At 71.9% G+C, this 21,020-nt stretch carries 17 protein-coding genes; 5 read left to right on the top strand and 12 right to left on the bottom strand.

The annotated features are described in order from the left end of the window. Positions 1-49 precede the first annotated feature (49 nt). The gene (locus tag ACWCRB_RS14670; RefSeq protein ID WP_450996381.1) at positions 50-1,531 is read right to left on the bottom strand and encodes a ketol-acid reductoisomerase; all 1,482 of its coding nucleotides are present in this window, start codon (positions 1,529-1,531) and stop codon (positions 50-52) included. Between the two features lie 88 nt (positions 1,532-1,619). Between ACWCRB_RS14670 and ilvY the strand changes: the two genes are divergently transcribed. Beyond that, positions 1,620-2,489, top strand: coding sequence for an HTH-type transcriptional activator IlvY (gene ilvY, locus ACWCRB_RS14665; RefSeq protein ID WP_450996380.1), 870 nt, complete (start codon positions 1,620-1,622; stop codon positions 2,487-2,489). Between the two features lie 94 nt (positions 2,490-2,583). Here ilvY and ACWCRB_RS14660 read toward each other — a convergent pair whose 3' ends face one another. Further along, positions 2,584-3,804 carry an ROK family protein gene (locus ACWCRB_RS14660; RefSeq protein ID WP_450996379.1) on the bottom strand — a complete coding sequence of 407 codons (1,221 nt, stop codon included), beginning with the start codon at positions 3,802-3,804 and terminating at the stop codon, positions 2,584-2,586. A gap of 193 nt (positions 3,805-3,997) precedes the next feature. Beyond that, positions 3,998-4,639 carry an alpha-ketoglutarate-dependent dioxygenase AlkB family protein gene (locus ACWCRB_RS14655; protein WP_450996378.1) on the bottom strand — a complete coding sequence of 214 codons (642 nt, stop codon included), beginning with the start codon at positions 4,637-4,639 and terminating at the stop codon, positions 3,998-4,000. A gap of 55 nt (positions 4,640-4,694) precedes the next feature. Here ACWCRB_RS14655 and ACWCRB_RS14650 point away from each other — a divergent pair, with 55 nt between their 5' ends. After that, positions 4,695-5,843: a methyltransferase gene (locus tag ACWCRB_RS14650; RefSeq protein WP_450996377.1), complete on the top strand. Its 1,149-nt coding sequence runs from the start codon at positions 4,695-4,697 to the stop codon at positions 5,841-5,843. Between the two features lie 34 nt (positions 5,844-5,877). On the opposite strand, the gene ACWCRB_RS14645 is transcribed toward ACWCRB_RS14650, so the two are convergent. From ACWCRB_RS14645 to ACWCRB_RS14635, 3 genes are read right to left on the bottom strand one after another with little or no spacing between them, the layout of a single operon-like run. Further along, positions 5,878-6,666, bottom strand: a complete 789-nt coding sequence (locus ACWCRB_RS14645; protein ID WP_450996376.1) for a helix-turn-helix domain-containing protein — start codon at positions 6,664-6,666, stop codon at positions 5,878-5,880. Positions 6,667-6,705: 39 nt separating this feature from the next. Then, positions 6,706-7,554: a class II fructose-bisphosphate aldolase gene (locus ACWCRB_RS14640; protein ID WP_450996375.1), complete on the bottom strand. Its 849-nt coding sequence runs from the start codon at positions 7,552-7,554 to the stop codon at positions 6,706-6,708. Between the two features lie 30 nt (positions 7,555-7,584). Further along, a complete protein-coding gene (locus ACWCRB_RS14635; RefSeq protein WP_450996374.1) occupies positions 7,585-8,490 on the bottom strand; it encodes an SIS domain-containing protein in 906 nt (301 codons plus the stop codon). Between the two features lie 145 nt (positions 8,491-8,635). Here ACWCRB_RS14635 and ACWCRB_RS14630 point away from each other — a divergent pair, with 145 nt between their 5' ends. Beyond that, positions 8,636-9,415, top strand: a complete 780-nt coding sequence (locus ACWCRB_RS14630) for a DeoR/GlpR family DNA-binding transcription regulator (RefSeq protein ID WP_450996373.1) — start codon at positions 8,636-8,638, stop codon at positions 9,413-9,415. A gap of 46 nt (positions 9,416-9,461) precedes the next feature. Here the strand turns inward: ACWCRB_RS14630 and ACWCRB_RS14625 are convergent, their stop codons facing one another. The 6 genes from ACWCRB_RS14625 to ACWCRB_RS14600 form a co-directional block, all read right to left on the bottom strand. Further along, positions 9,462-9,917, bottom strand: coding sequence for an RpiB/LacA/LacB family sugar-phosphate isomerase (locus tag ACWCRB_RS14625; RefSeq protein ID WP_450996372.1), 456 nt, complete (start codon positions 9,915-9,917; stop codon positions 9,462-9,464). 9 nt (positions 9,918-9,926) lie between these two features. Then, on the bottom strand, positions 9,927-10,868 hold the full coding sequence (locus tag ACWCRB_RS14620) for an amidohydrolase family protein (RefSeq protein ID WP_450996371.1): 942 nt from the start codon (positions 10,866-10,868) through the stop codon (positions 9,927-9,929). Between the two features lie 143 nt (positions 10,869-11,011). After that, positions 11,012-12,286 carry an alpha-glucoside ABC transporter substrate-binding protein gene (locus tag ACWCRB_RS14615; protein WP_450996370.1) on the bottom strand — a complete coding sequence of 425 codons (1,275 nt, stop codon included), beginning with the start codon at positions 12,284-12,286 and terminating at the stop codon, positions 11,012-11,014. Next, positions 12,283-13,503: a hypothetical protein gene (locus ACWCRB_RS14610; RefSeq protein ID WP_450996369.1), complete on the bottom strand. Its 1,221-nt coding sequence runs from the start codon at positions 13,501-13,503 to the stop codon at positions 12,283-12,285. Before ACWCRB_RS14610 ends, ACWCRB_RS14615 begins: the two co-directional genes overlap by 4 nt. Beyond that, positions 13,407-15,701 carry a tetratricopeptide repeat protein gene (locus tag ACWCRB_RS14605; protein WP_450996368.1) on the bottom strand — a complete coding sequence of 765 codons (2,295 nt, stop codon included), beginning with the start codon at positions 15,699-15,701 and terminating at the stop codon, positions 13,407-13,409. The genes ACWCRB_RS14610 and ACWCRB_RS14605 overlap by 97 nt, the downstream gene beginning before the upstream one ends. Positions 15,702-15,780: 79 nt before the next feature. Beyond that, positions 15,781-19,020, bottom strand: a complete 3,240-nt coding sequence (locus ACWCRB_RS14600; RefSeq protein WP_450996367.1) for an amidohydrolase family protein — start codon at positions 19,018-19,020, stop codon at positions 15,781-15,783. Between the two features lie 271 nt (positions 19,021-19,291). Here ACWCRB_RS14600 and ACWCRB_RS14595 point away from each other — a divergent pair, with 271 nt between their 5' ends. Both ACWCRB_RS14595 and ACWCRB_RS14590 read left to right on the top strand, forming a co-directional pair. Continuing rightward, complete coding sequence (locus ACWCRB_RS14595) at positions 19,292-20,095, top strand: SDR family NAD(P)-dependent oxidoreductase (RefSeq protein WP_450996366.1); 804 nt, start codon at positions 19,292-19,294, stop codon at positions 20,093-20,095. A 68-nt stretch (positions 20,096-20,163) separates the two neighbouring features. After that, positions 20,164-20,913 carry an SDR family NAD(P)-dependent oxidoreductase gene (locus tag ACWCRB_RS14590; RefSeq protein ID WP_450996365.1) on the top strand — a complete coding sequence of 250 codons (750 nt, stop codon included), beginning with the start codon at positions 20,164-20,166 and terminating at the stop codon, positions 20,911-20,913. The last annotated feature ends 107 nt before the right edge of the window (positions 20,914-21,020 follow it).

Here is a 21,020-nt window from a genome sequence, read left to right as displayed (position 1 = left end):
GGAGTACGTGGGCCTCTTGCGGCTGCTTCCCGGGGGTGTCGGGCCTGTGTCAGGCGACGGAGATGTCGACCGAGGGCCGGAGCTTCGCCGCCGCTGCCAGGGCCTCGTGCGCCGGGTGGGTGTCGAAGGCCGCCAACAGGGCTTCGGAGGCGGGGAGTTCGGCCGCCGGGTACGCGATCTGCTCGTACGCGGCCTGGAAGCGCGGACCCCAGCGACGGGCGCCCAGACGGGCCGTGCGCGAGCAGTTGTCCACCATGTAAGCCACGTCACGGGCGTGCATGTACGGCAGCAGCGAGTCGACGGCCTCGATGACGGACTCGTTGACGATCTCCGACCAGGGGTGGCCGCGCTCGGCGAACTCGTCGATCTGGGCGGTCATCGTGGCCACGAACACGCCTGCGGTGAACGGCTCGACGGGCAGCTCGCGCTCCGCCCGCCGGGCTCGCACCCGCTCCCCCGCCGCCCACATCGGGGAGCCGCTGATCCCGCTCATCGGGCGGGCCCCGAGGCGCTGTTCGGCGAGGATGACGCTGCGCAGTTCGGTGCCGTCGGCGACCTCGTCGTAGATCTCGGCGACGAGGTCGCGGGCGGGGCGGTAGGTGGCCGTGTACGCGCGGTCGAACGTGTCCCGGTCCGCCGGGGCGAGGCCCTCGCGGACGGCGCGGATCCCCTCGTGGGAGATCGTGCGGGCGATCGGGCCGGTGACGTTCTCGCAGGACTTCTCGTACGCGGTCGTCTCGTCGTCCCCGGCCAGCCGGAAGCGGGTGTACAGGCTCTCGACGATGCCGTGGACGGCGCCGAGCAGGATGGCACGCTCGCCGACGATGTCGGAGAGGTACTCGCTGTCGAGGGTCGTACGGAAGGTGTACGGCGAGCCGAGCGCGACCGACCAGCCGAGGGCGAGGTCGGTGGCCCGGCCGTCCGGGTCCGCGTGCACGGCGAAGCTACTGTTGATGCCCGCGCCGTTGATCTCCGCGCCCTGCTCGTAGAGGCGCCGCACCGAGTCGCCCATGCCCTTGGGGCAGACGGCGATCACCCCGTGTCCGGGCGGGAACTCACCGCCGTACGACCGGAGATGGCCGAGCAGGAAGCCGTGCGAGAGGCCGATGACCGCGCCCGGCTCGAGGGTCGCGAAGATCTCCTGGTGGTGGGCGGCGAGTGCCGCGTCCGCGATCAGCAGGATGACCAGGTCGCTTTCGGCGGTGACGGCGAGCCAGTCGCCGAGGGTGCCGTCCGCCTCCGTGAAGCCGTGGGCGCGGGCGTCGGCGGCGGAGGTGGAGCCCGGGCGGAGCCCGACCGTCACCCGGATGTCCGTACCGGCGAGGGAGTCGCGCAGGTTGAGGGCCTGGGCGCGGCCCTGTGGGCCCCAGCCGATGACGCCGATGCGGCGGATGCCTTCGAAGGCCTGCGGCAGGAGTGGGAGGAGGTGGCGTCCGCCGCGCAGGATGGTCTCCGTTCTGCCGGGCACGTCCATCGGTTCCAGGGCGAAGACGCGGGAGGTGTGGGTAGTGCTGTGCGTGGTCGAGGTCATGGTCGAGTTGTAGGGTCGCGGCGAGTGTTGCGGCAAGCGCAACTTGTGCAGCGGACTGTTGCGGAGAATGAAAGGGCCAGGTCACGGTATGCGCGACGACCATCGGGAGCTGCGTCTTTTCGTCCATCTGGCGCAGACGCTGAACTTCGGGCGGACCAGTCTGGACTGTCATGTCAGTCCGGCTACGCTCACCCGGACCGTGCAGCGGCTGGAGGCCGATCTCGGGCATCGGCTGTTCGACCGGGGGCCGCGCGGGGTGTCTCTGACGGCTGAGGGGCATCGGTTCCGTGAATACGCCGTCCAGGCGCTGGAGTTGTGGCGTGCGTACCGTGAGGAGCACCCTGACCCCGCTCAACTCACTGGCAGGTTGGCCGTGTTCGCGACGGTGACTGCCTGTCAGGTGCTGCTGCCGGGGCTGTTGGCGCCCTTTCGGGCCGCGCATCCGAACGTACGGCTCGATCTGCGTACCGGTGACGCGGCGGCGGCGCTGGCGCGGCTCGACGAGGGGGAGGTCGATGTGGCCGTCGCGGGGATTCCGGCGCGGTTGCCGGAGCCGTTGGTGAGTCGGACTGTTGCCTTGACCGAGTTGGTGTTCGTGACGGCTCGGGATCGTCCGGATCCGGGGCTTGCGGGGCCGTTCGTGTTGCCTTGTCGGGGGTTGGTGCGGGAGGCGGCCGATCGGTGGTTCCGGGCGCGGGGTGTTTCGTTCTCGCCCGAGGTGGCTGCTGAACCGGACGGTCACGAAGGGTTGTTGACGTTGGTTGCGCTGGGGTGTGGGACGGGGGTTGTGCCTCGGCTTGTTCTTGATCACAGTGCGGTGCGGGAGCGGTTGGCGGTTGTACCGGTTGATCCGGCGCCGGAGCGGTTTCCGATTGGGTTGTGTGTGCGGCGGGGTGATCTGCGGCGGCCTCAGGTTGCGGCGTTGTGGAGCCTCATGGGGCAGGACAGCGCGGGCTGAGTGCGGTGGTTCTTTGGCCGCGGGCCGGTGGGGGCTGGTCGCGCCCACGCGGCGGTAGCCGCACATTCAACACAGCCCCGCGCCCGACGGGCCCTTACGTCAGTGCTGCCAGTGGGTCGTCCAGTACCGGTTGCCAGGCCAACTCCGCTGCTCCCACGAGGCTGTTGTGGTCCAGGGTGCAGGCGAGGATGGGGACGCCGCCGCTGCGGCCCCAGAGGCTGCGGTCGGCCACCACTGCGCGTAGGCGGTTGGGGTCGGCGTCCAGGAGGGTGCGGTGGAGGCCGCCGAGGATGATGCGGTCCGGGTTGAGGATGTTGACGAGGCCTGCCAGGCCCTGGCCCAGGCGGTCGATCAGCGTCTCGGTGGCCGTGCGGACCGCCGGGTCCGTGTACTGGTCGCGGATCAGGTCGTTGGCCTGTTGGAGCAGCGAGACCTCGGGGCCTGGGTCTCGGCCCGCCGCCGTGAGGAAGGCGAGCGGGTCGGCCTCGACGTCCAGGCAGCCCCGGCTGCCGCAGTGGCAGGGGCGGCCCTCGGGGTTGACGGTGAGGTGGCCGACTTCGAGCGCGAGGCCCGAACTCCCCGTGTGCAGACGGCCGTCGAGGACCAGCGCCCCGCCGACCCCCCGGTGCCCGGTGGCGACGCACAGCAGGTCGCGGGCGCCGCGTCCGGCGCCGTGCCGGTGTTCGGCGAGCGCGGCGAGGTTGACGTCGTTGCCCGCGAAGGCCGGTCCGGCGATGCCCGCCGCCCGTACTCGCTCGGCGAAGATCTCCCGTACCGGCGCACCGGCCGGCCAGGCGAGGTGCAGCGGGTTCAGGGCCAGGCCCTCGGGCTCGGCTACGGCCGACGGCACGGCGAGACCGGCGCCGACGCACCGCCGCCCGGTGTCGTGCAGCAACTCGGCACCCGCGTCGACGACCGAGCCGAGCACCTTCGCCGGGTCGGCGTCGACGGTCTCGCAGCCGGGCGCGGTGGCGACGATCCGCCCGCCGAGCCCGACCAGCGCGGCCCGGAACCCGTCGGCGTGCACCTGCGCAGCCAGCACGACCGGCCCCTCCTCGGCGACGTCGAGCCGGTGCGAGGGGCGTCCCTGCGAACCGGCCGCCGCGCCGGGCCGGGCGTCCACGCTGATCAGCCCGAGCGCCTCCAGCTCGGCGGCCACCGCACCGGCCGTCGCCCGGGTGACGCCCAGCTCGGCGGTGAGCACGGCCCGGGTGGGCGCCCGGCCGGTGTGCACCAGCTCCAAGGCGGGCCCGAGGGCGCCGCGCCCCCGGTCCAACCGCGTCTTTGAAGTGGTCCCTTCGACCTTGCCGCTCATGAGGGCGAGTCTCCCATGATCCGTACGATGCGCTCCGCTGGTTGGGCGGTTCGTTGACTGCGGGCCCGGTGGGGGCTGGTCGCGCCCACGCGGCGGTAGCCGCACATTCAACACAGCCCCGCGCCCCTGGAAGGCTGCCCCTGCGGGGCGCCTTCCAGGGGCGCTGTACCGTAGCGGACTTCGCCGGACCCGCCTAGAGACCGCTGACCCTCAGCGTCACGTTCAGTCGGCCGGTCAGTCCCAACTCGGGCGGCGCCGTGCCCTCGTACACCCGTGGCACCCCGTGGTACGCCAGCCGGGAGGCGCCGCCGAACACGAACAGGTCGCCGCTGCGCAGTTCGACGTCCGTGTAGGGCCGGGTGCGTGTCTCGGTGTTCCCGAAGCGGAAGACGCAGGTGTCGCCGAGGCTCAGGGACACCACGGGCGCGTCCGACTTCTCGTCGCTGTCGCGGTGCATTCCCATGCGGGCGTCGGCTTCGTAGAAGTTGATCAGCGCGATGTCGTAGGCGGCGTCACCGTCGTACGCCGCTGCCCTGGCCGCCTCCTTCCCCAGCTCGCCCAGCCAGTCGGGGAACGGTTTCACCGGCGCGCCGTCGCCGTCGACGACGGTGCGGGCGTAGGCGTACGGGTACCAGTGCCAGCCGAGACAGACCTGCCGGGCGGTCATCGTGCCGCCGCCGGGCGTCCGGACCGTGCGCAGGCCCGCCGGTGGGCGTGCCCAGTCGCGGCAGGCGTCCAGCAGCTCGCGCTGACGTCCCGCGTCCAGCCAGTCCGGCACGTGCACCGCCCCCGGCGCGATCTCCGTACGGGCTCTGGGGAACAGCTCGGCGTCCATGGATCCCATCCTGCCCGACGGGGTGTGAGCTGCGGCTCTGTAGGGTGGGGCCACGATGACCGACCGTATGACGACTCCCTGGGCCGAACTGACGCTGACCCGTTTCCCCGCCGATCCGCGTGAGCGGCTCCGCGCGTGGGACGCCGCCGACGAGTACCTTCTCGGGCATCTCGCGGAGGCCGGGACCGATCTGTCCGGCACGGTCGTGGTCGTCGGTGACCGCTGGGGCGCGCTCACCACGGCGCTCGCCGCGCACCGGCCGACGCAGATCACCGACTCGTTCCTGGCCCAGGAGGCGACCCGGGCGAACCTGCGGCGGGCCGACGTGGACGAGGACTCCGTACGGCTGCTCACCACCCAGGATCCGCCGCCGGAGCTCGTCGACGTGCTGCTCGTGCGGGTGCCGAAGAGCCTGGCGCTCCTCGAGGACCAGCTGCTGCGGCTGGCGCCCGCGCTGCACAAGGACACGGTCGTCGTCGGCACCGGCATGGTGAAGGAGATCCACACCTCGACGCTGAAGCTGTTCGAGCGGATCGTCGGCCCGACCCGGACCTCGCTCGCGGAGAAGAAGGCCCGGCTCATCCACGCCGGTGTCGGTCCGTCGGTGGGCAAGGGTGTCAATCCCTGGCCACTCCGCTACTCGCTGCCCGACGGTGTCGGCCCCGTCTCCGGGCACACCGTCGTCAACCACGCGGGCGTCTTCTGCGCCGAGCGTCTCGACATCGGCACCCGGTTCTTCCTCCAGCATCTGCCGGAGCCGTCGGGTGCCGCCCGGGTGGTCGACCTGGGCTGCGGGAACGGTGTGGTCGGTACGGCGGTGGCACTGACCTCGCCGGAGGCCGAGCTGCTCTTCGTCGACGAGTCGTTCCAGGCGGTGGCCTCGGCGGAGGAGACCTACCGGGCCAACGAACTGCCGGACGGGCAGGCCGAGTTCCGGGTCGGGGACGGGCTGGCCGGGATCGCGGACGGAAGTGTCGACCTCGTGCTCAACAATCCGCCGTTCCACACCCACCAGGCGACGTCGGACGCCACGGCCTGGCGGATGTTCACCGGCGCCCGGCGGGCGCTGCGGCCGGGCGGTGAGTTGTGGGTGATCGGCAACCGGCATCTCGGCTATCACCTCAAGCTGCGGAAGCTGTTCGGCAACAGTCGGCTCGTCGCGAGCGATGCCAAGTTCGTGGTGCTGAAGGCCGTCAAGCAGTGATGAGGTAGGCGGTCCGGGGTGAATTTCTACCACCTCAGGTGCCGGTGGTGGTCGTCTCTCCCCGGAGGGCTCGTGGTGACGCGCCGAGTTCGCGGCGGCATGCCTTGTTGAACGCCTGGAGGTCGGGGATGCCGACGGAGGCGGCCACCGCCGGGATGGAGAGGGTCGACGCACGCAGCAGGTGGCGGGCGCGGTCGAGTCTGCGGCGGCGGATGTAGCCGACCACCGTGTCGCCGGTCGCGGCCTTGAAGAGCCTGGTCAGGTGGTTGTGCGAGACGCCCGCCGCCTGGGCGACGGCCGGCACGGTGAGCGGGGCGGCGAGCTGGCCCTCGATGTACGCGATGGCCGCACTGACCGCCGGATGCGGGCCGGGGCCAGGGCGTTCGGTGTCCGGGGTGAGGTGGGCGATGCGCCACAGCGCGGTCCAGATCTCGGCTCTCGTGTGCTCGGGGGCGCGTGGCACGGCGGCGATGGCCGCGAGCAACAGGCCGGTGAGGGCGGGGAGTTCGGGTCCCGCGTTCTGGACCACGGGCACTGTGCGCGAGGGTCCCGTGGTGGGGATGCGCAGGTGTGCGTAGAGGTGTTCGGAGCGGCCCTGGTAGCGGAAGCGGACCGTGGTACCGGGCGGTACGAGGCTGACGCGGCCGGGGCGGACGACGTGCGGGGTGCCGCCGACGATCAGCTCGGCCTCGTACTGGTAGAGGTGCAGCTGCCACAGCTCCGGCAGCCGGAAGACGTCGGTGCGGCTCGCGATCCCGTGCACGCCGACGCCCGCGTTGGCGACGTGGGGCGGCTCACCGAGATACAGCTCCGTTTCGTGCATGGTGAAAAAATACCAGCGCTGGTGGCCTTGAGCTCTGTGTCAGCTCAGTACGCCGATGATCCGGGTCACCGTCCGCGCCATCGCCTCCCGGCCCACGCTCAGGTACTTACGCGGGTCGACGGTCTCGGGGTGGGCTGCGAGGAACTCCCTGATGGCGCCGGTCATGGCGATGTTGAGGGCCGTACCGACGTTGACCTTGGTGATGCCGGCCACGACGGCGGACACGAGTTCGTCGTCAGGTACGCCGGACGAGCCGTGCAGGACGAGGGGGACGTCCAGGGTGGCGGAGAGCCGCTTCAGGAGGTCGTGGTCGAGGGCCGCCGTACGGGTGGTCATGGCGTGCGTGCTGCCGACGGCCACGGCGAGGGCGTCCACCCCTGAGTCGGCGACGAAGGCGCGGGCCTCGGCGGGGTCGGTACGGGCGCCGGGTGCATGGGCGTCCAGCGGGGGCCGTCCGTCCTTGCCGCCCACCTGGCCCAACTCGGCCTCGATCCAGAGCCCTTGGGCATGCGCCCAGTCGGCGGCGGCCCGGGTCGCGGCGAGGTTCTCGGCGTACGGCAGCCGGGCCGCGTCGTACATCACGGAGCTGAATCCGGCGGCGGGCGCCTGGCGCAGCAGGTCGTCGCTCTGGACGTGGTCGAGGTGCAACGCGACGGGTACGGCGGCGCGTTCGGCGGCCGAGGCTGCGGCGCGGGCCAGCGGAAGGACCTGTCCCCGGCGGAACTTGACGGCGTTCTCGCTGGCTTGGAGGACGACGGGCGAACCCGCCTCCTCCGCACCGGCGATGACGGCCTCGACATGCTCCAGGGTGATGATGTTGAACGCGGCGACCGCCGAGTGCGTGGCGGCGGCCCGGGTGACGAGTTCGCCGGTGGTCACGAGGGGCATGTCTCCTCCTTCCAGGACATGGGCGAGGCGTCAGAGTGCCGGCGCGAGGATCACCGAGCGGGTGAGGTGCCGCGGGCGGTCGGGGTCGAGGCCCCGTGCCGCCGCCACCGCGACCGCGAGGCGCTGTGCGCGCACGAGTTCGGCGAGCGGGTCGAGGACGCCGGCCACCCACAAGGCGCCGGTGTCCCGCACCTGTTGGGCCAGCCCCTCCGGTGCCTCGCCGAAAATCCAGGTGGCCGTGGAGCGGGTGGTGACGCTGATGGGGCCGTGCCGGTACTCCATCGCCGGATAGGCCTCGGTCCAGGACAGGGACGCCTCGCGCATCTTCAGCCCGGCCTCGTTGGCGAGCCCCACGGTCCAGCCCCGGCCGAGGAAGGTGAACTGCGTGCACTCGACGAGTCCTTCGGGCAACGGAGTCGAGAGCGCGGTACGGCAGTCGTCGAGCACGGTCTCGTCGTGCAGTCCGAGGTGGGCCCGGAACAGCGTGAGTGCGGTGGTGGCGAATCTCGTCTGTACGACGGAGCGTTCGTCCGCGTAGTCGAGCACGACGAGGTCATCGGCCGCTTCCATCACGGGAGTTCGGGGATCGGCGGTTATCGCGGTCGTCCGTGTCCGCGTACCCGAGGGTGTGCCGTCCCGCAGTCGTCCGAGCAGTTCGAGCACCTCGGTGGTGGTGCCGGACCGGGTGAGGGCGACGACCCGGTCGTACGGGCGGCCGTAGGGGAACTCGGAGGCGGCGAAGGCGTCCGTCTCTCCCTGGCCGGCACCTTCCCGCAGAGCCGCGACGGCCTGCGCCATGAAGTACGAGGTGCCGCAGCCCACGATCGCGACCCGCTCCCCCGCCGCCGGCAGCGCGTGGGCATGCTCGGCCGCCTCCGCGGCGACGCGGGTCCAGCACTCGGGCTGGCTGTTCAGTTCGTCCTCGACATGGGTCATGCGCTGCCTCTCCCCCAGAGAGCCGATTCATGCTCGTTCTTGCAAGATATAGCCATGTTTCGAGCAGAATCAAGCATCCGAGCAGCAGGGGCCGTGAACATTCGGTGCGCTAGGGTCGCGGAAGATCGAGGAACGGAGAGTCCGGATGTCCCGGGACGCCCGCTGGAAGTCCCTGCTGGAGCTGCTGGTCGAGCGGGGCCGGCTGGAGGTCGAGGAGGCGGCGGCCGAGCTGGGGGTGTCGGCCGCGACGATCCGCCGTGACTTCGACCAGCTCGCCGAGCAGCAGATGCTCGTACGCACCAGGGGCGGCGCGGTCGTGCACGGCGTGTCGTACGAACTGCCGCTGCGTTACAAGACCGCCCGCCGCGCCTCCGAGAAGCAGCGCATCGCACGGGCGGTCGCGGATCTGGTCGCCCCCGGCGAGGCGGTGGGCCTGACGGGCGGCACGACCACGACGGAGGTGGCGCGCGCGTTGGCCGTACGCGGTGATCTGACCGTCGGCTCGCCCGCGCTGACGATCGTCACGAACGCCCTGAACATCGCCAACGAGCTTGCCGTACGGCCCCAGTTCAAGATCGTGCTGACGGGCGGGGTCGCACGCCCGCAGTCGTACGAACTCGTCGGGCCGCTCGCCGACGGTGTGCTGAGCCAGATCACCATCGACATGGCCGTACTGGGCGTGGTCGCCCTCGACGTCACCCACGGGGCGGCGGCGAACGACGAGGCGGAGGCCGCGATCAACCGGCTGCTGTGCGAGCGCGCCGGGCGCGTGGTGGTGGCCGCCGACTCCAGCAAGCTGGGGCGGCGGGCGTTCGCCCGTATCTGCGCGGTCGAGGCCGTGGACACGCTGGTCACGGACACGGCGGCGGACGAGGAGACGGTGGGGCGGTTCGAGGAGGCCGGGCTCAGAGTCATCACGGTCTGAGTGATCACAGTGTCAGTGATCACGGGCCTCTTTCAACTGCCTTCGTTCAGGGGGTGGTTCTGGTGTTGTCGAGCCGTTCCACGCGTGCCACGTTCTCCCGGTCCTCGGCGTCCGCGCTCGCCTCGGCGGCGAACCAGGCGTCCAGGATCTCCTTGAGCAGCGGCTCCGACGTCAGGCGCAGGCTGAGCGCGAGCACGTTGGCGTCGTTCCAGCGGCGGGCGCCGTCCGCCGTGTAGGCGTCCGTGCACAGGGCCGCGCGTGCACCGGGCACCTTGTTCGCGGCGATCGACGCGCCCGTGCCGGTCCAGCAGCACACGACGGCCTGGTCGGCGTTCCCGGTGGCGACCTCGCGGGCCGCCGCCTCCGAGCAGGCGGCCCACTGGGGATCGTCGCCGGGGCTCAGTGCCCCGTACGTCACCACGTCGTGTCCGCGGTCGCGCAACTGCCCGAGGAGGGCGCGAGCCACGGGTTCGTCCATGTCGGAGGAGACGGAGATCCGCATGCCCCGAGACTAACTCGTCGCGAGTCGCGGAATGAGCGCCTCGGCGTTGCCACGGTTGACCGCGTGCAACTGGCCGGGGTCCCAACCGGCGTACCCGTCAAGGCCGTTGTCGAAGCCGGTGCCCCACTCCTCGGGGAGCATGGGGAAGTCGCTGCCGAACAGGATGCGTTCGGGGTCGGCGAAGGCGAGCAGCGAGGGCAGGGTCGCGGGGCTGCCGGCGAGGGCGGTGTCGAAGTAGAAGCGGCGCAGGTCGGCGAGGAAGTCCTCGGGGTTGGTGTCGGGGTCGAGGTGGCCGACGAGGGCCAGCCGCTGGGCGGCGTACGGCAGGAAGCCGCCCGCGTGCGGCAGGATCATCCTGATCCGGGGGTAGCGCCGGGGTACCCCGCGCATCGCCAGATGCAGGGCGGTGCGGGTGGTGTCGTAGGGAAAATCGACCAGTGGGGCGGGCGGCAGCGTGGGGTCCGGAGGGCCCGGCGGGGCGGTGGGGTGGACGAGCACGACGGCGGACCGGAGGTCCAACTCGGCCCACAGGGGCTCGAACTCCGGGTCGCCGAGGTAGCGGCCCTGGGCGTTGGACAGGACCATCACTCCGTCGGCGTTCAGCTCGTCCAGGGCGTGGGCGGCCTCGGCGAGCGCGCCGTCGACGTCCGGGAGGGGCAGCACGGCGAACAGGCCGAAGCGGTCGGGCCGGTTCTTGACCAGTTCAGCGGTGTACTCGTTGACGCTCCGTGCCTCGGTCCGGGCGCCGTCCGGGTCCTCGGGGGCGGCGAGCGGTGCGGCGTACGACAGCACGCCGGTGGCGATGGACCGGCGGTCCATCATCGCGAGCGCGCTCGCCTCGTCCCACACGGGCGCCGGCCAGCCGAGCCCGGCGGCGCGCCCGGCCATCGCACGGGCGCGCTCCGGTGGGATCAGATGCTGGTGGACATCGATACGGGTGGGGTCCGTCATGACTGCCCGAGCCTCCTCGGATACGACTGACGCCATAGGCGATATCGACCAAGAAATGACGATACGCGAAATGAGACCGCGAGCCACCGGGATGCAGTCGTCACCTCGGCAGGGCCGCGCGTCTCATCCGCCGGGCGCGCGTCTCATCCGCCCGGCGCGCAGATGTCCTCCGGCGGCCGGAAGGAGCGGTCGTCGCCGGAGTTCTCGACCGTCTGGGCACGTACGGACTCCAGTTGACCCAGCAGTGAGTCGAGGTGCTTCGCCGTGTGGTCCCGGAAGAACTCGAGCACCGCTCGATAGAAGACGTCTCGCACCTCGGGCGGCATCACGTCGGACGCGTCGAAGCACAGGGTGCGGGCCCCGGACGTGAGCAGGGAGTCGATCTCCTGTTCGATGGGGTCCGCGGTCGCCGTCGGGGGCAGGCCGGCCGGGTCCGGGAACAGCGGCCGCACCGCCGGGCCCGCCGCCTCACGCCAGAGTTCGCGCCCCGCCGGGCCGGACAGCCGCTCCACCAGTTCCTGAGCCGCCGGGTCGTCGCTGAAGACGGCGGCCATGTCGCCCGCGACCTCGTACGCGTCCCGGTATTCGGGCTGCCCGTCCAGGAAGCGGGCGGACGGTTCCACTCGGATGTCGTCGCCGGCGTAGACGTACCGGATGAAGGCGCTCTGGTGCTCGTGGGTGCAGTCGAAGCCCGGGGAGTCGAGCAGACCGCGCGGCTCTCCGGAAGGTTGTGGTGTGCCCTCGTACGACGTGGTCAGGGACCGCTGGAGCGATGTGCGGGAGCGGTCGCCGAGCAGTCGCGCCCATGTCTGCCAGGCCCGCTCGACCGCCGGGTCCCGCCAGCTCAGCCTGCCTGTGGCCCACTCCGTGTAGCGGGCGGGGCCCGCCTGGTGGAGCAGGATGTCCTCGATCCAGTCCGTGCCGGGCCAGCCCGAGGTCTGCTGCGAGGCGAGCCCCACGCACCACTCCGGGTTCTCGGAGGAGGTGCCCTCCTTGCTCCACACCAGGCTTTTCAGATCGACCTTCAGCGGCACCCAGTACGTCCGTCGTCTGCTGTCCACGATCAGGGTCGGCGCCCACGGCGGATAGGCGCGCTCGGCGGTCGCCTCGACGAGCGGCCTGAGTTTGTCGCGGCGGGCGTACTCGGTGAGTTCGCCGATGCTGTTGAGGATCGCCACGTCCGGCGGGGCTTCCGCCTCGAGTTGTGAGACGAGTGTCTCGCGCAGCGAGCGGGTTCCTTCGTAGGTGTACGTCCGTCCCGTGCCGTCGTCCAGCTTCCGCAGGGCCGCCTCGAAGGCCCGGCCCTCCTCGCCGGTCCAGGGGCCGAGGACGACCAGCGGGTCGGGGGTGTCCGACGTACAGCCGGGGACCAGGGCGAGGAGGCAGGTCGCGAGAAGGGCGTGCAGGACGCGTCTCATGAGGCGGCTCCTCCGCGGGTCACGACGAGGTACTCGCGGCGGTACCCGTGCAGGGCGCCGCCGGTGACGGCCGCGCAGGCCAGGCCGGTGGGGAACACGAGCGGTGCCGCTCCGTCGAGGAAGGCGAGCCGTCCGTCCGCCAGATCGTCGTCGATGCGGGACTCCAGTACTTCGATGGCCCCCGGATCGGGGCCGTCGAACGGGCGTTCCTCCACGATCGCCTCCGTTGCCGGCGAGGTCCGCTTCGCGAGCGCGTCCGCCACCGGGACAGCCGCGTTCTGGGCGTGCTGTGCGAGCAGCGCGTCGGCCGTCAGGAGCGGCAGGGCGAGCAGCGGCAGGGCGGCTGCGGTGAGGGGGATGCTGAGCCGGATACGGAAGCGGCGGCGCAGGAAGGCCACGGTCCGCCAGAGACCGGCGGCGAGCAGGACGAAGGCGAGCGCGGAGACGGTCGCGGCGGTGATCACGCCCGTGCCCCAGGCGGCCCGGTCCGCGAGCCGCTCGCGCAGCCGCTCCTCCAGGCCCGACACACGGTCCACGATCGCGGTCGCGCCGGGGCCGGTCCCGGCCGAACACTCCGGATAGCGGTCCTCGCGCTCCTCGGCGGTGACCGTCGCCGAGCAGAGCATGCTGCGCGCGTACGTCAGTTCGGCGTCCCGCAGGACCGGGTCGGTCGCGTGGCCCTGTGCCCGGCCGATCCAGCCGGTGTAGTCCACGACCAGTGCGGACGCCACGCGGAGGTCCTGTTCCTCGGCGACGGTGAGCGCCCCGCCACGGGTGACCTGGTTCAGGCGCTGCGTCGCTCGCGCGATCCGGGTGCGGTACCGCTCGTTGAGCCCGCCCAGCTCCGCCGCCCGTCCCTCGTCGAGGCTCTTCTCGGCCTCGCCCTGCGCGATGAGCAGCGAGGCCTTGGCGTCCGCGAGGTCGACGAGTGCGGGTGCGACCCGGTCCCGTACGTACGCGGAGTCCCCGCGCACGTCCGCATAGGCCCATCCGAACGCCCCGAAGACCACCACGGCGAGCAGCGGCATCGCGACGAGCCGGTCCCGCAGATACGCGCGGTTGCGGCGGCCCGTGGTCGACGGCCAGGCGTAGCGCCGAACGCGGCGGGCGAGTTCGGCGGCTATGGAGGCAGTGGCCCGTCCGAGGCGGACGGCTGTCTCTGCGAGGTCGCGGAGGCGGCCGTCCGGAGCCAGTCGGTGAGTCTCTTCCCGGGCCATGGACTGTCCCTGCGGTGTCGGAAGGCGAGCGGACGCACCTCGTAGGCGCGGTCCAGGAGGACTTCGGCGACGGTCGCGTCCTCGGGCGCGGCGGAGCGGGCGGCCTGGTGGGCGAGGGCGAGGTGGAGCCGGGAGAGGTCCTTGCGCAGGCCGGGCTCGTCGGACGGGAGGCCCAGCCGCGGATCGGCGTCCGCGGCCAGGGCGTCGAGTTCCCTCGCGTCGAGGGCGCCTCGGGCGACCGCGCCCTGGACGGCCTCCCACGCTTCGAGGGTCATCCGGGCCCTGGCCTCCTCGTCGGTCAGCCCGTGCGCGTGGAAGAGCAGGGCCAGCCGTCGCAGCACCTCGCGCAGCCGCTCCGGAAGCTCTCCGCTGCGCTCGGCGGTCCGCAGGTCCTCGACTCCGATGCGAACAGCCGCCGTGCGGGCGGCGGTTCGGTGCCGCGAGTGCTGCGGGACCGCGTCCAGTTCGCGCACGGCCTCCTCGCGCGACCGTTCACCGCCCAGCGCGAGGCGGGCCCGCGCGGCGCCGAAGGCCGCGCTGCCCAACGACGGGTTGCGCAGCCGCACCGCCTCGTAGAACGTGAGTGCCTCGTGCCACCGCTTGAGACACTCGGCGCAGTACCCGAGGGCGAGCTTCGGCGCGTACTCGCCGGGGATCGCCGCGTACACCCGGTCGAAGTGCCGCCTGGCGACGTCCACTTGGTCCCGCGCGAGCGCGACGAGTCCGCGGTGCCAGTCCAACCGCCAGTCGTACGGGGCGCGTTCGGGCCCGACCGACTCCTCCGCGGCCCGCAGTTCCCGTTCGGCGGCGTCGGGTCCGTCGCCCGCCGCCCTGAGGCGCAGACGGCAGCGCAGCAGATGGACTTCGGTGGAGTCCCGCCAGTCCCCGGTGTGCTGGAGGAGTGCCTCGGGGGCGGCGTCGGCCAGTCTGCTCAGTTCGGCATGGTGGCTGTCGTGTCGGTCGGGCCGCGGGACGGGCAGCCGGTACGCGACCTCGGCGGGTGACGGCGGCGCGTACGGCGAGAGGGTGCCCGGCGCGGCCCAGTGGGCGAGGGGTGGCGCGGATCCGAGGGCGCCGTCGAGCGCGTAGGCCGACTGGAGGAACAGCGGCGAGGGTTCGAAGGTCTCGGTGCCGGTCCGCAGGGATCTCAACTCACGGAAGACACCGCGTAGTTGCTCAGCCATCTCGCGTGCGTCGGCGAATCTCTCGTGCCGCTCGCTCCGGGTCGCCCGATCCAGCACACGGGCGAGCGAGACGAGGCCGAGGCCGCGGGGAGCGGGAGCGGTCGTCTCCTCGGTGGCCGCGGCCGCCGAACCGTCCGGAGCGCCCAGGTCGCCGAGCCGGGCCAGGTCCTGGAGCGAGGTGCCGAGGCCGCTCAGCCGCCGCAGTGTCTCCCCCAGACTGAACAGGTCGTCCTGGCCGGAGCATTCACCGTTCGGGCCCACCGTCGGGGCGCGGAATCCTCTCGTCGTCAGCCCCGGCAGCCCGGCGGCACGAACGCTCCCGACATCGATGATCTTCGTCGTGGTGCCGTCGTGCATGACGTTGTCCGGCTTCAGATCGCCGTAGACCTTGCCGGGCAGGTCGGCGTGCAGATGCCCGAGGGCGGACAGGATCCGCAGGCCGTACGCGAGCACGAACTCGTGGAACCGTGCGCCGCCGAACTCCTCCGGGTTCAGCCGCGCCCGCGCCCGTACCTCTTCCAGGGTCAGCCCGTCCACGTACTGGAGCACGAGGAAGTCGCCGACCTCGGGGTGGTGCCCGTAGTTGTAGACGCGGATGATGTCGTCGTGGCTGAGGTCGACCAGGGCCCGCCGTTCCCGGACCAGGGCGCCCGCCGCGACCGCCGCCTGTTCGGGGTGCAGGATCTTGATGGCCACCTCGCGGTCGTCGACCTTCGTGTCGAGCGCGAGGTAGACCTCGCCCATCCCGCCGTAGCCGAGCGGCCGGATCAGCAGGTACTGCCCGGCGAGCAACTGCCCGGGCGGCAGCGGCAGTTCCTCCGCGTCGATCCCCCGGGACGCCGCACGCTCCAGCAGTGTGATCGTGGGCAGCACGGTCGGATCGGGGTTCTCCTCGGGGAGTTCGACGCGCGCGGCCCGCAGGAACGCCGGCTGCCCGGCGATCACGAGTGGCCCCAACGACCACTCGGAGTCCGGCACTTCACCGGACACGCTTTTGCCCGCATCCCCCGCCATGCCTCCCCAGAGTAGGCCCGAGGCGGCCAAATGACCCCTCGCGTTCCGTGCGGACCCTGCGGAACTCCTGCGGCGGTGTTCAGCCCCCGCTCTCCGGATCGCAGCATCCGTCGCGCCGCATACGGTGGCTGACCTCCAGCCAGTCCTCGGCCGAGGGCGACTGTTGGAGGCCGTGGCGGCGCGTGGAGTCGGCGCCGAAGGCGTCGACCAGGGCCGCCTGTTCGAAGGGGACGCCTCCTCGCAGGACGGCCACGGTACGGATCAGGGTGGCGAAGTCGGTGAAGGGGTCGCCGTCCACGATCGTGAGGTCGGCGAGCTTGCCCTCCTCCAGGGTGCCCAGGTCGGCGTCGGCCCCGAAGACCCGCGCGGGGAGCAGAGTGGCGGTGCGCAGTGCCTCGGCCGGCGAGAGGCCGGCGCGGTGCAGTGCGCGCAACGCCAGGTGCAGGTGCAGGCCCACCGGGACGAGCGGCTGGTCCGTGCCGAGCGCGACCAGGCCGCCCGCCGCGAGGATCCGCCGGTAGACATCCAACTCCCGGTCCAGCGTCGCCAGTTGAGCTGCGGTGGGCGGTACGCCCGCCTGTTGCCGGACGAGTGCGGTGTCCCACGGCGGCATGAGTGTCGTGACGCGCGGGTCGTCGGCGAGGCTGGGGTCGGCGCCGAGCAGCGGAGCCGCCGTGAACGGAGTGGCGATCAGGTGGAAGTCGGTACGGGCGTAGATCTCCACCAGATCCTGGTAGGCGCGGCCCGTCGCCGTGGTCGCGTGTCCGAACTCCAGTCTCTGCGTGGCCTGCAGATGGGTCGTCAGATCCTGGCCCAGCTGTACGCCCGGGCTGCACAGATGGCTGCCGCTGCGCACCCCGAGCCGGTCGTGGGCGAAGTCGGCGGCCTCCTTCATCACCCAGCCGGGGGCTCGTACGTACGTCTTCACGAAGTCCCAGTCGAGCGCCCGCGCCCGGGTCAGGGACCGGCGCAGGCCTTCGGGGGTGCGGTGGGCGCGGGCCATGCTGTAGGCGACGCGCCCGCCGTCGAGCAGTTCGCCGGTGGACAGGAGCCGGGGTCCGGCGAGGGCACCGGCGGCGACCGCCTCCCGGATGCGGGCCTGTTCGTAGGCGAAGCCGCCGAGCGAGACGGCGGTCGTGATCCCGTACGCGACCTGGAGGGCCGTCTGACGGCCGCCGTAGGTGGACTGCCAGGGGTGGGTGTGCGCGTCCCACAGACCCGGGATCACCGTGCGGTCGCTCGCGTCGATCCGCCGTACGGCCGCGCGGCCGGCCCGGTACGGGGCGACCTCGACGATACGGCCGTCGCGGACGACGACATCGATGTCCTCGCGGACGTCCGGCCCTGTGCCGTCCCAGAAGCGGCCCGCGTGGACGACCGTGTCGGCCGGGCGGGGTCTGCGGTAGTCCAGCGGGACGCGGACGGTACGGGTGCTGCCGTCGGCGATGTCGGTCAGGCGCAGGGTGCCGGCGGAAAGGTGGAGGAGGGTGCGGGAGTCGGCGGACCAGGACGGGTGGTCGGCGGGTTCGGTGGTGAGTTGGCGGGGCTCACCGTCGGGGGTGCCGTCGGCGCGGACCGGCAGCAGCCACAGTGCGGACTCGGCGACGACGGCCATCCAGCGGCCGTCCGGGGACCAGACGGGCCCTGAGTCGTAGCGGTCGGCGAGCGAGGTGTGCGGGGCGAGGGCGTGCAGGACGGCGGTGCCGGTGGTGGTGTCGACGACCCGGATGAGGTTGAAGCCCTCGCGGAAGCGCTGGTTGACGCGGTTCCGGTCGCAGAGGGCGACGTACCGGCCGTCGGGCGACCAGCTGGGGCGGCCGGGGAGACCGCCCGAGCCGAGCGGTGCGGCGAGGATCCGTTCGGCGCCGTCGGGCAGGTCGCGCACCACGAGGTTGCCCGACATGTCCAGGCAAGCCAGCCGGGTCCCGTCGGGCGAGAGGGCGGGGAAGACCCGGCCGCCCTCGGCGAGCACGGTCTCCGTCCCGGAGTCGAGGTCGCGGCGCCGTACGGTGAACAGCCCGTCGCGGTCGTCGGCGTACACCAGCGCCGTGCCGTCGGGTGTCCAGGTCGGCGCCAGCACATAGCGGGTGGCGGGGACTTGGAGCACCTTGCGGGGTGGCCGGCCGCCCGTCGTCCCGACGGTCCACAGCGCGTTGAGCGCGGCGAAGGCGACGGACCGGCCGTCGGGCGAGAGGGCGGGGAGGTGGAGCGCGCGGACGGGGCGGGTGCCGGCGCCCTCGAAGTCGTACGCCTTGACGCGGTACTTGGGGCGGTGCACGGGGAGCGTGGCCGTGAACGGGATCTCCTCGCGGTCGGCCGGTGCCGGTGTGTCCGGGTCGAGGAGGTGGAAGTGGCCGTCGATGTTCAGCAGCAGCCGTTCGCCGTCCGTCCAGCGGGGCGGTGCCGGGAGGAGGTCTCCGTCGACGGGGACCGGTGTGCCGTCCACGACGAGGGTGCAGGAGGCGGTGGGGGCGGCCGTGGTGCGCAGGTAGGCGAGGTGTCCGGCGGGTGAGACGGCGGGGGTCATGAGCTGGGCGCCGGAGTCGTCGGTGTGCTCCGTGACGACCGGGCCCGAGCCGTCGGCGGCCACGGACGCGACGGTGGTCGCGCGGAGGGTGCCCGGTGCGGGAACGGTCGCGCGCACGAACAGCACTCGCTCACCGTCGGATGACCAGGTCGGGTCGAAGTCCTCCCAGGCGGCGTCCTGGCCGGGGCCCTGCTGGCCGGGGCGCCCGGTGAGCCGGGTCAGCGCGCCGGTGCGTACGTCCACGACCCAGACGCGGTACGGGGCTCCGGTCACGGTGTCGCCCCCGCGCTCGGAGGCGAACGCGATCCGGGTGCCGTCCGGCGACCAGGCCGGGCCCCGGTCGTCCCACGGCCCGTCGGTGAGCTGCCGAAGGCCGGTGCCGTCGGGCCGCAGCGTCCAGAGATGGAAGCCTCCGCCGCGGTAGGCGCACACGACGAGACGGCTGCCGTCGGGCGAGAACTGGGGGCGTGTGGGTTCGAGGCCGGGCGCGGTCAGCGGGACGGCGGTGCCGCCGCCGCGCGGCACGGACCAGAGCACGTTCTGGACCTCGGCGACGAGACGGTCACCGGCGGGGGCGAGGGTCGCGGAGCCGCCTGTGGCGGCGGTGAAGGTGAGGTTCGTTTTGGGAGGCGCGGCGATCGCGGCCGACGCACCGGCGGTGGCGAGTGCGGCGGTCGTGACAGTGACCGTGGCGGTGGCTGTGGCGGTCACCTGGAGGAATCTGCGGCGGGAGAGCGGGCCGAACCGGGTGTCGTCGTCGTCCGTGGTGCTGAAGGTGTCTTCGGCGTCCAAGAAGGCTCCCAGTGTGCGGAGTTGGCGTGTCGGACAGGTTGGGCAGGTCGGACGGGCCGGGCGGGTGAGAGAGGTGAGGAGAAGAACGTAAGGGGCAGAGTGGCCTTCGGGGGACCCCGCCCGGCGGTTCTCGGCCGAACTTCACTCTGACGTGAGCCTTGCCCCCCGCTGTCGCGCAAATCTAGACTCGAAGAAAATGAAGCTAGTTCAGTTCAGGATGTACGGCCTGTTTCGGGATGTGCGTCGCGTACTCGGGATCGGGAGCAGACTCATGCTGGGTTCCCTCAATGGCAGGACCGCCCTCGTCACCGGCGCGGGGCAAGGGATCGGGCGGGCGATCGCCGTACAGATGGCCCGGCAGGGCGCGTCGGCCGTGGCTGTCGCCGACCGGAACAAGGAGACCGCCGCCGAGACGGCGGACCTCGTCCGCGCGGAGGGGGCGCGGGCCGAGGCGATCGTGTGCGATCTGCGGGTGCGGGACGACATCGAGGCGATGGTGGCGTGTACGGCGGAGCGGTTCGACGGGCTCGACGTCCTGGTCAACAACGCGGGGGTGATCGAGACCGCGTTCACGGCGGACCCGGACCGTGGGGTCGAGTCGCTCTCCGAGGAGGTCTGGGACGCCGTCTACGAGGTGAACCTCAAGGCGGTGTGGCTGACCACCAAGTTCGCCGCACCCCACCTGCGCCGCTCGCGGCAGGGGCCCGCCATCGTGAACGCCGCCTCGGTCTCCGGCCTCACCGGCTTTCCCAACGCCCCCGCTTACGGCGTCACCAAGGCCGGTGTCATCCATCTGACCAAGGTGACCGCCGTCGACCTGGCCCCCGTGCGCTGCAACTGCTTCTGCCCCGGCGTCATCGACACCCCGCTCGCCCAGGACTACTTCGCCGCCGCGACCGACCGTGACGCCATGGAACGGGAGCTGACCGCACCGCAGTTGGTGGAGCGGCTCGGGCGCCCGGAGGAGGTCGCCAAGCTGGCGTGCTTTCTGGCGTCGGACGACGCGGCGTTCATCACGGGGGCGTCGTATGTGATCGATGGGGGTGCGCTTGCGTGGCTTGGGGTGCGGGATTGAGGGCTGAGGAGGGGCGGGGCGCGCCTAGATCCATGACTGGGATGACGATGGCTGGGACAGGGGGTTCGATGCAGGCGAGGCTGGCTGGAAAGACGGCGCTGGTGACCGGGGCCACGGGAGGTATCGGTGATGCCGTCGTACGGCGGCTCGCGGCCGAGGGCGCGGTGGTCGTGGTGACCGACCTCGACGGTGATCGCTGCGCGAAGCTTGCCGAGGAGGTCGGGGGTGGGGCGCTGGGGTTGGCGCTCGACGTCTCGGACGAGTCGGCTTGGCGGGAGGTCGTCGATTCGGTGACCGGTGAGCTGGGGGGTTTGTCCGTGCTGGTCAACAATGCCGGCATCGCTGCCATGCACACGGTTGAGACGGAGACCATGGAGTCCTGGGAGCGGGTTCTCGGAGTGACCCAGACCGGGGTTTGGCTCGGGATGAAGTACGGGGGTGCGGCGATCGAGCGTTCCGGTGGGGGCTCGATTGTCAATGTCGCGTCGATCTTCGGGACGGTGGGGGGATTTGGTGCGCAGTTCTCGTATCACGCGGCGAAGGGGGCTGTGCGGTTGATGACGAAGAATGCCGCGCTGCACTGGGCTACGCGTGGGGTTCGGGTGAACTCGCTGCATCCTGGGTTCATCGAGACGCCTCGGTCCCGTGAACTGTGGCGTGGCACGCCTCGGTTGACCGCGATGGTGGAGGGGACGCCGTTGGGGCGGCTTGGTACGCCTGAGGAGGTGGCGGGGGCGGTGGCGTTTCTCGCTTCCGATGACGCGAGCTTTGTGACTGGGTCTGAGTTGTATGTCGATGGGGGTTGGACGGCGCGTTGAGGTGGTTGGTTTTTTCGCCCCCGCCGCCCCTACCCATTCCCATCCCTGGGGGCTGCGCCCCCAGACCCCCCTTTCGGCCTGAACGGCCTCGTCCTCAGGACGAGGAC

This window comes from Streptomyces sp. NPDC002156, assembly GCF_053593675.1.
Note: the sequence above shows the minus strand (reverse complement) of the source record. Positions and strands in the feature narration are given on the sequence as shown.

Bases quoted from the DNA above. Each gene is read 5' to 3' on its own strand.
- ACWCRB_RS14670 (WP_450996381.1), bottom strand. From the start codon at position 1,531: ATGACCTCGACCACGCACAGCACTACCCACACCTCCCGCGTCTTCGCC.
- ilvY (WP_450996380.1), top strand. From the start codon at position 1,620: ATGCGCGACGACCATCGGGAGCTGCGTCTTTTCGTCCATCTGGCGCAG.
- ACWCRB_RS14660 (WP_450996379.1), bottom strand. From the start codon at position 3,804: ATGAGCGGCAAGGTCGAAGGGACCACTTCAAAGACGCGGTTGGACCGG.
- ACWCRB_RS14655 (WP_450996378.1), bottom strand. From the start codon at position 4,639: ATGGACGCCGAGCTGTTCCCCAGAGCCCGTACGGAGATCGCGCCGGGG.
- ACWCRB_RS14650 (WP_450996377.1), top strand. From the start codon at position 4,695: ATGACCGACCGTATGACGACTCCCTGGGCCGAACTGACGCTGACCCGT.
- ACWCRB_RS14645 (WP_450996376.1), bottom strand. From the start codon at position 6,666: ATGCACGAAACGGAGCTGTATCTCGGTGAGCCGCCCCACGTCGCCAAC.
- ACWCRB_RS14640 (WP_450996375.1), bottom strand. From the start codon at position 7,554: ATGCCCCTCGTGACCACCGGCGAACTCGTCACCCGGGCCGCCGCCACG.
- ACWCRB_RS14635 (WP_450996374.1), bottom strand. From the start codon at position 8,490: ATGACCCATGTCGAGGACGAACTGAACAGCCAGCCCGAGTGCTGGACC.
- ACWCRB_RS14630 (WP_450996373.1), top strand. From the start codon at position 8,636: ATGTCCCGGGACGCCCGCTGGAAGTCCCTGCTGGAGCTGCTGGTCGAG.
- ACWCRB_RS14625 (WP_450996372.1), bottom strand. From the start codon at position 9,917: ATGCGGATCTCCGTCTCCTCCGACATGGACGAACCCGTGGCTCGCGCC.
- ACWCRB_RS14620 (WP_450996371.1), bottom strand. From the start codon at position 10,868: ATGACGGACCCCACCCGTATCGATGTCCACCAGCATCTGATCCCACCG.
- ACWCRB_RS14615 (WP_450996370.1), bottom strand. From the start codon at position 12,286: ATGAGACGCGTCCTGCACGCCCTTCTCGCGACCTGCCTCCTCGCCCTG.
- ACWCRB_RS14610 (WP_450996369.1), bottom strand. From the start codon at position 13,503: ATGGCCCGGGAAGAGACTCACCGACTGGCTCCGGACGGCCGCCTCCGC.
- ACWCRB_RS14605 (WP_450996368.1), bottom strand. From the start codon at position 15,701: ATGGCGGGGGATGCGGGCAAAAGCGTGTCCGGTGAAGTGCCGGACTCC.
- ACWCRB_RS14595 (WP_450996366.1), top strand. From the start codon at position 19,292: ATGCTGGGTTCCCTCAATGGCAGGACCGCCCTCGTCACCGGCGCGGGG.
- ACWCRB_RS14590 (WP_450996365.1), top strand. From the start codon at position 20,164: ATGCAGGCGAGGCTGGCTGGAAAGACGGCGCTGGTGACCGGGGCCACG.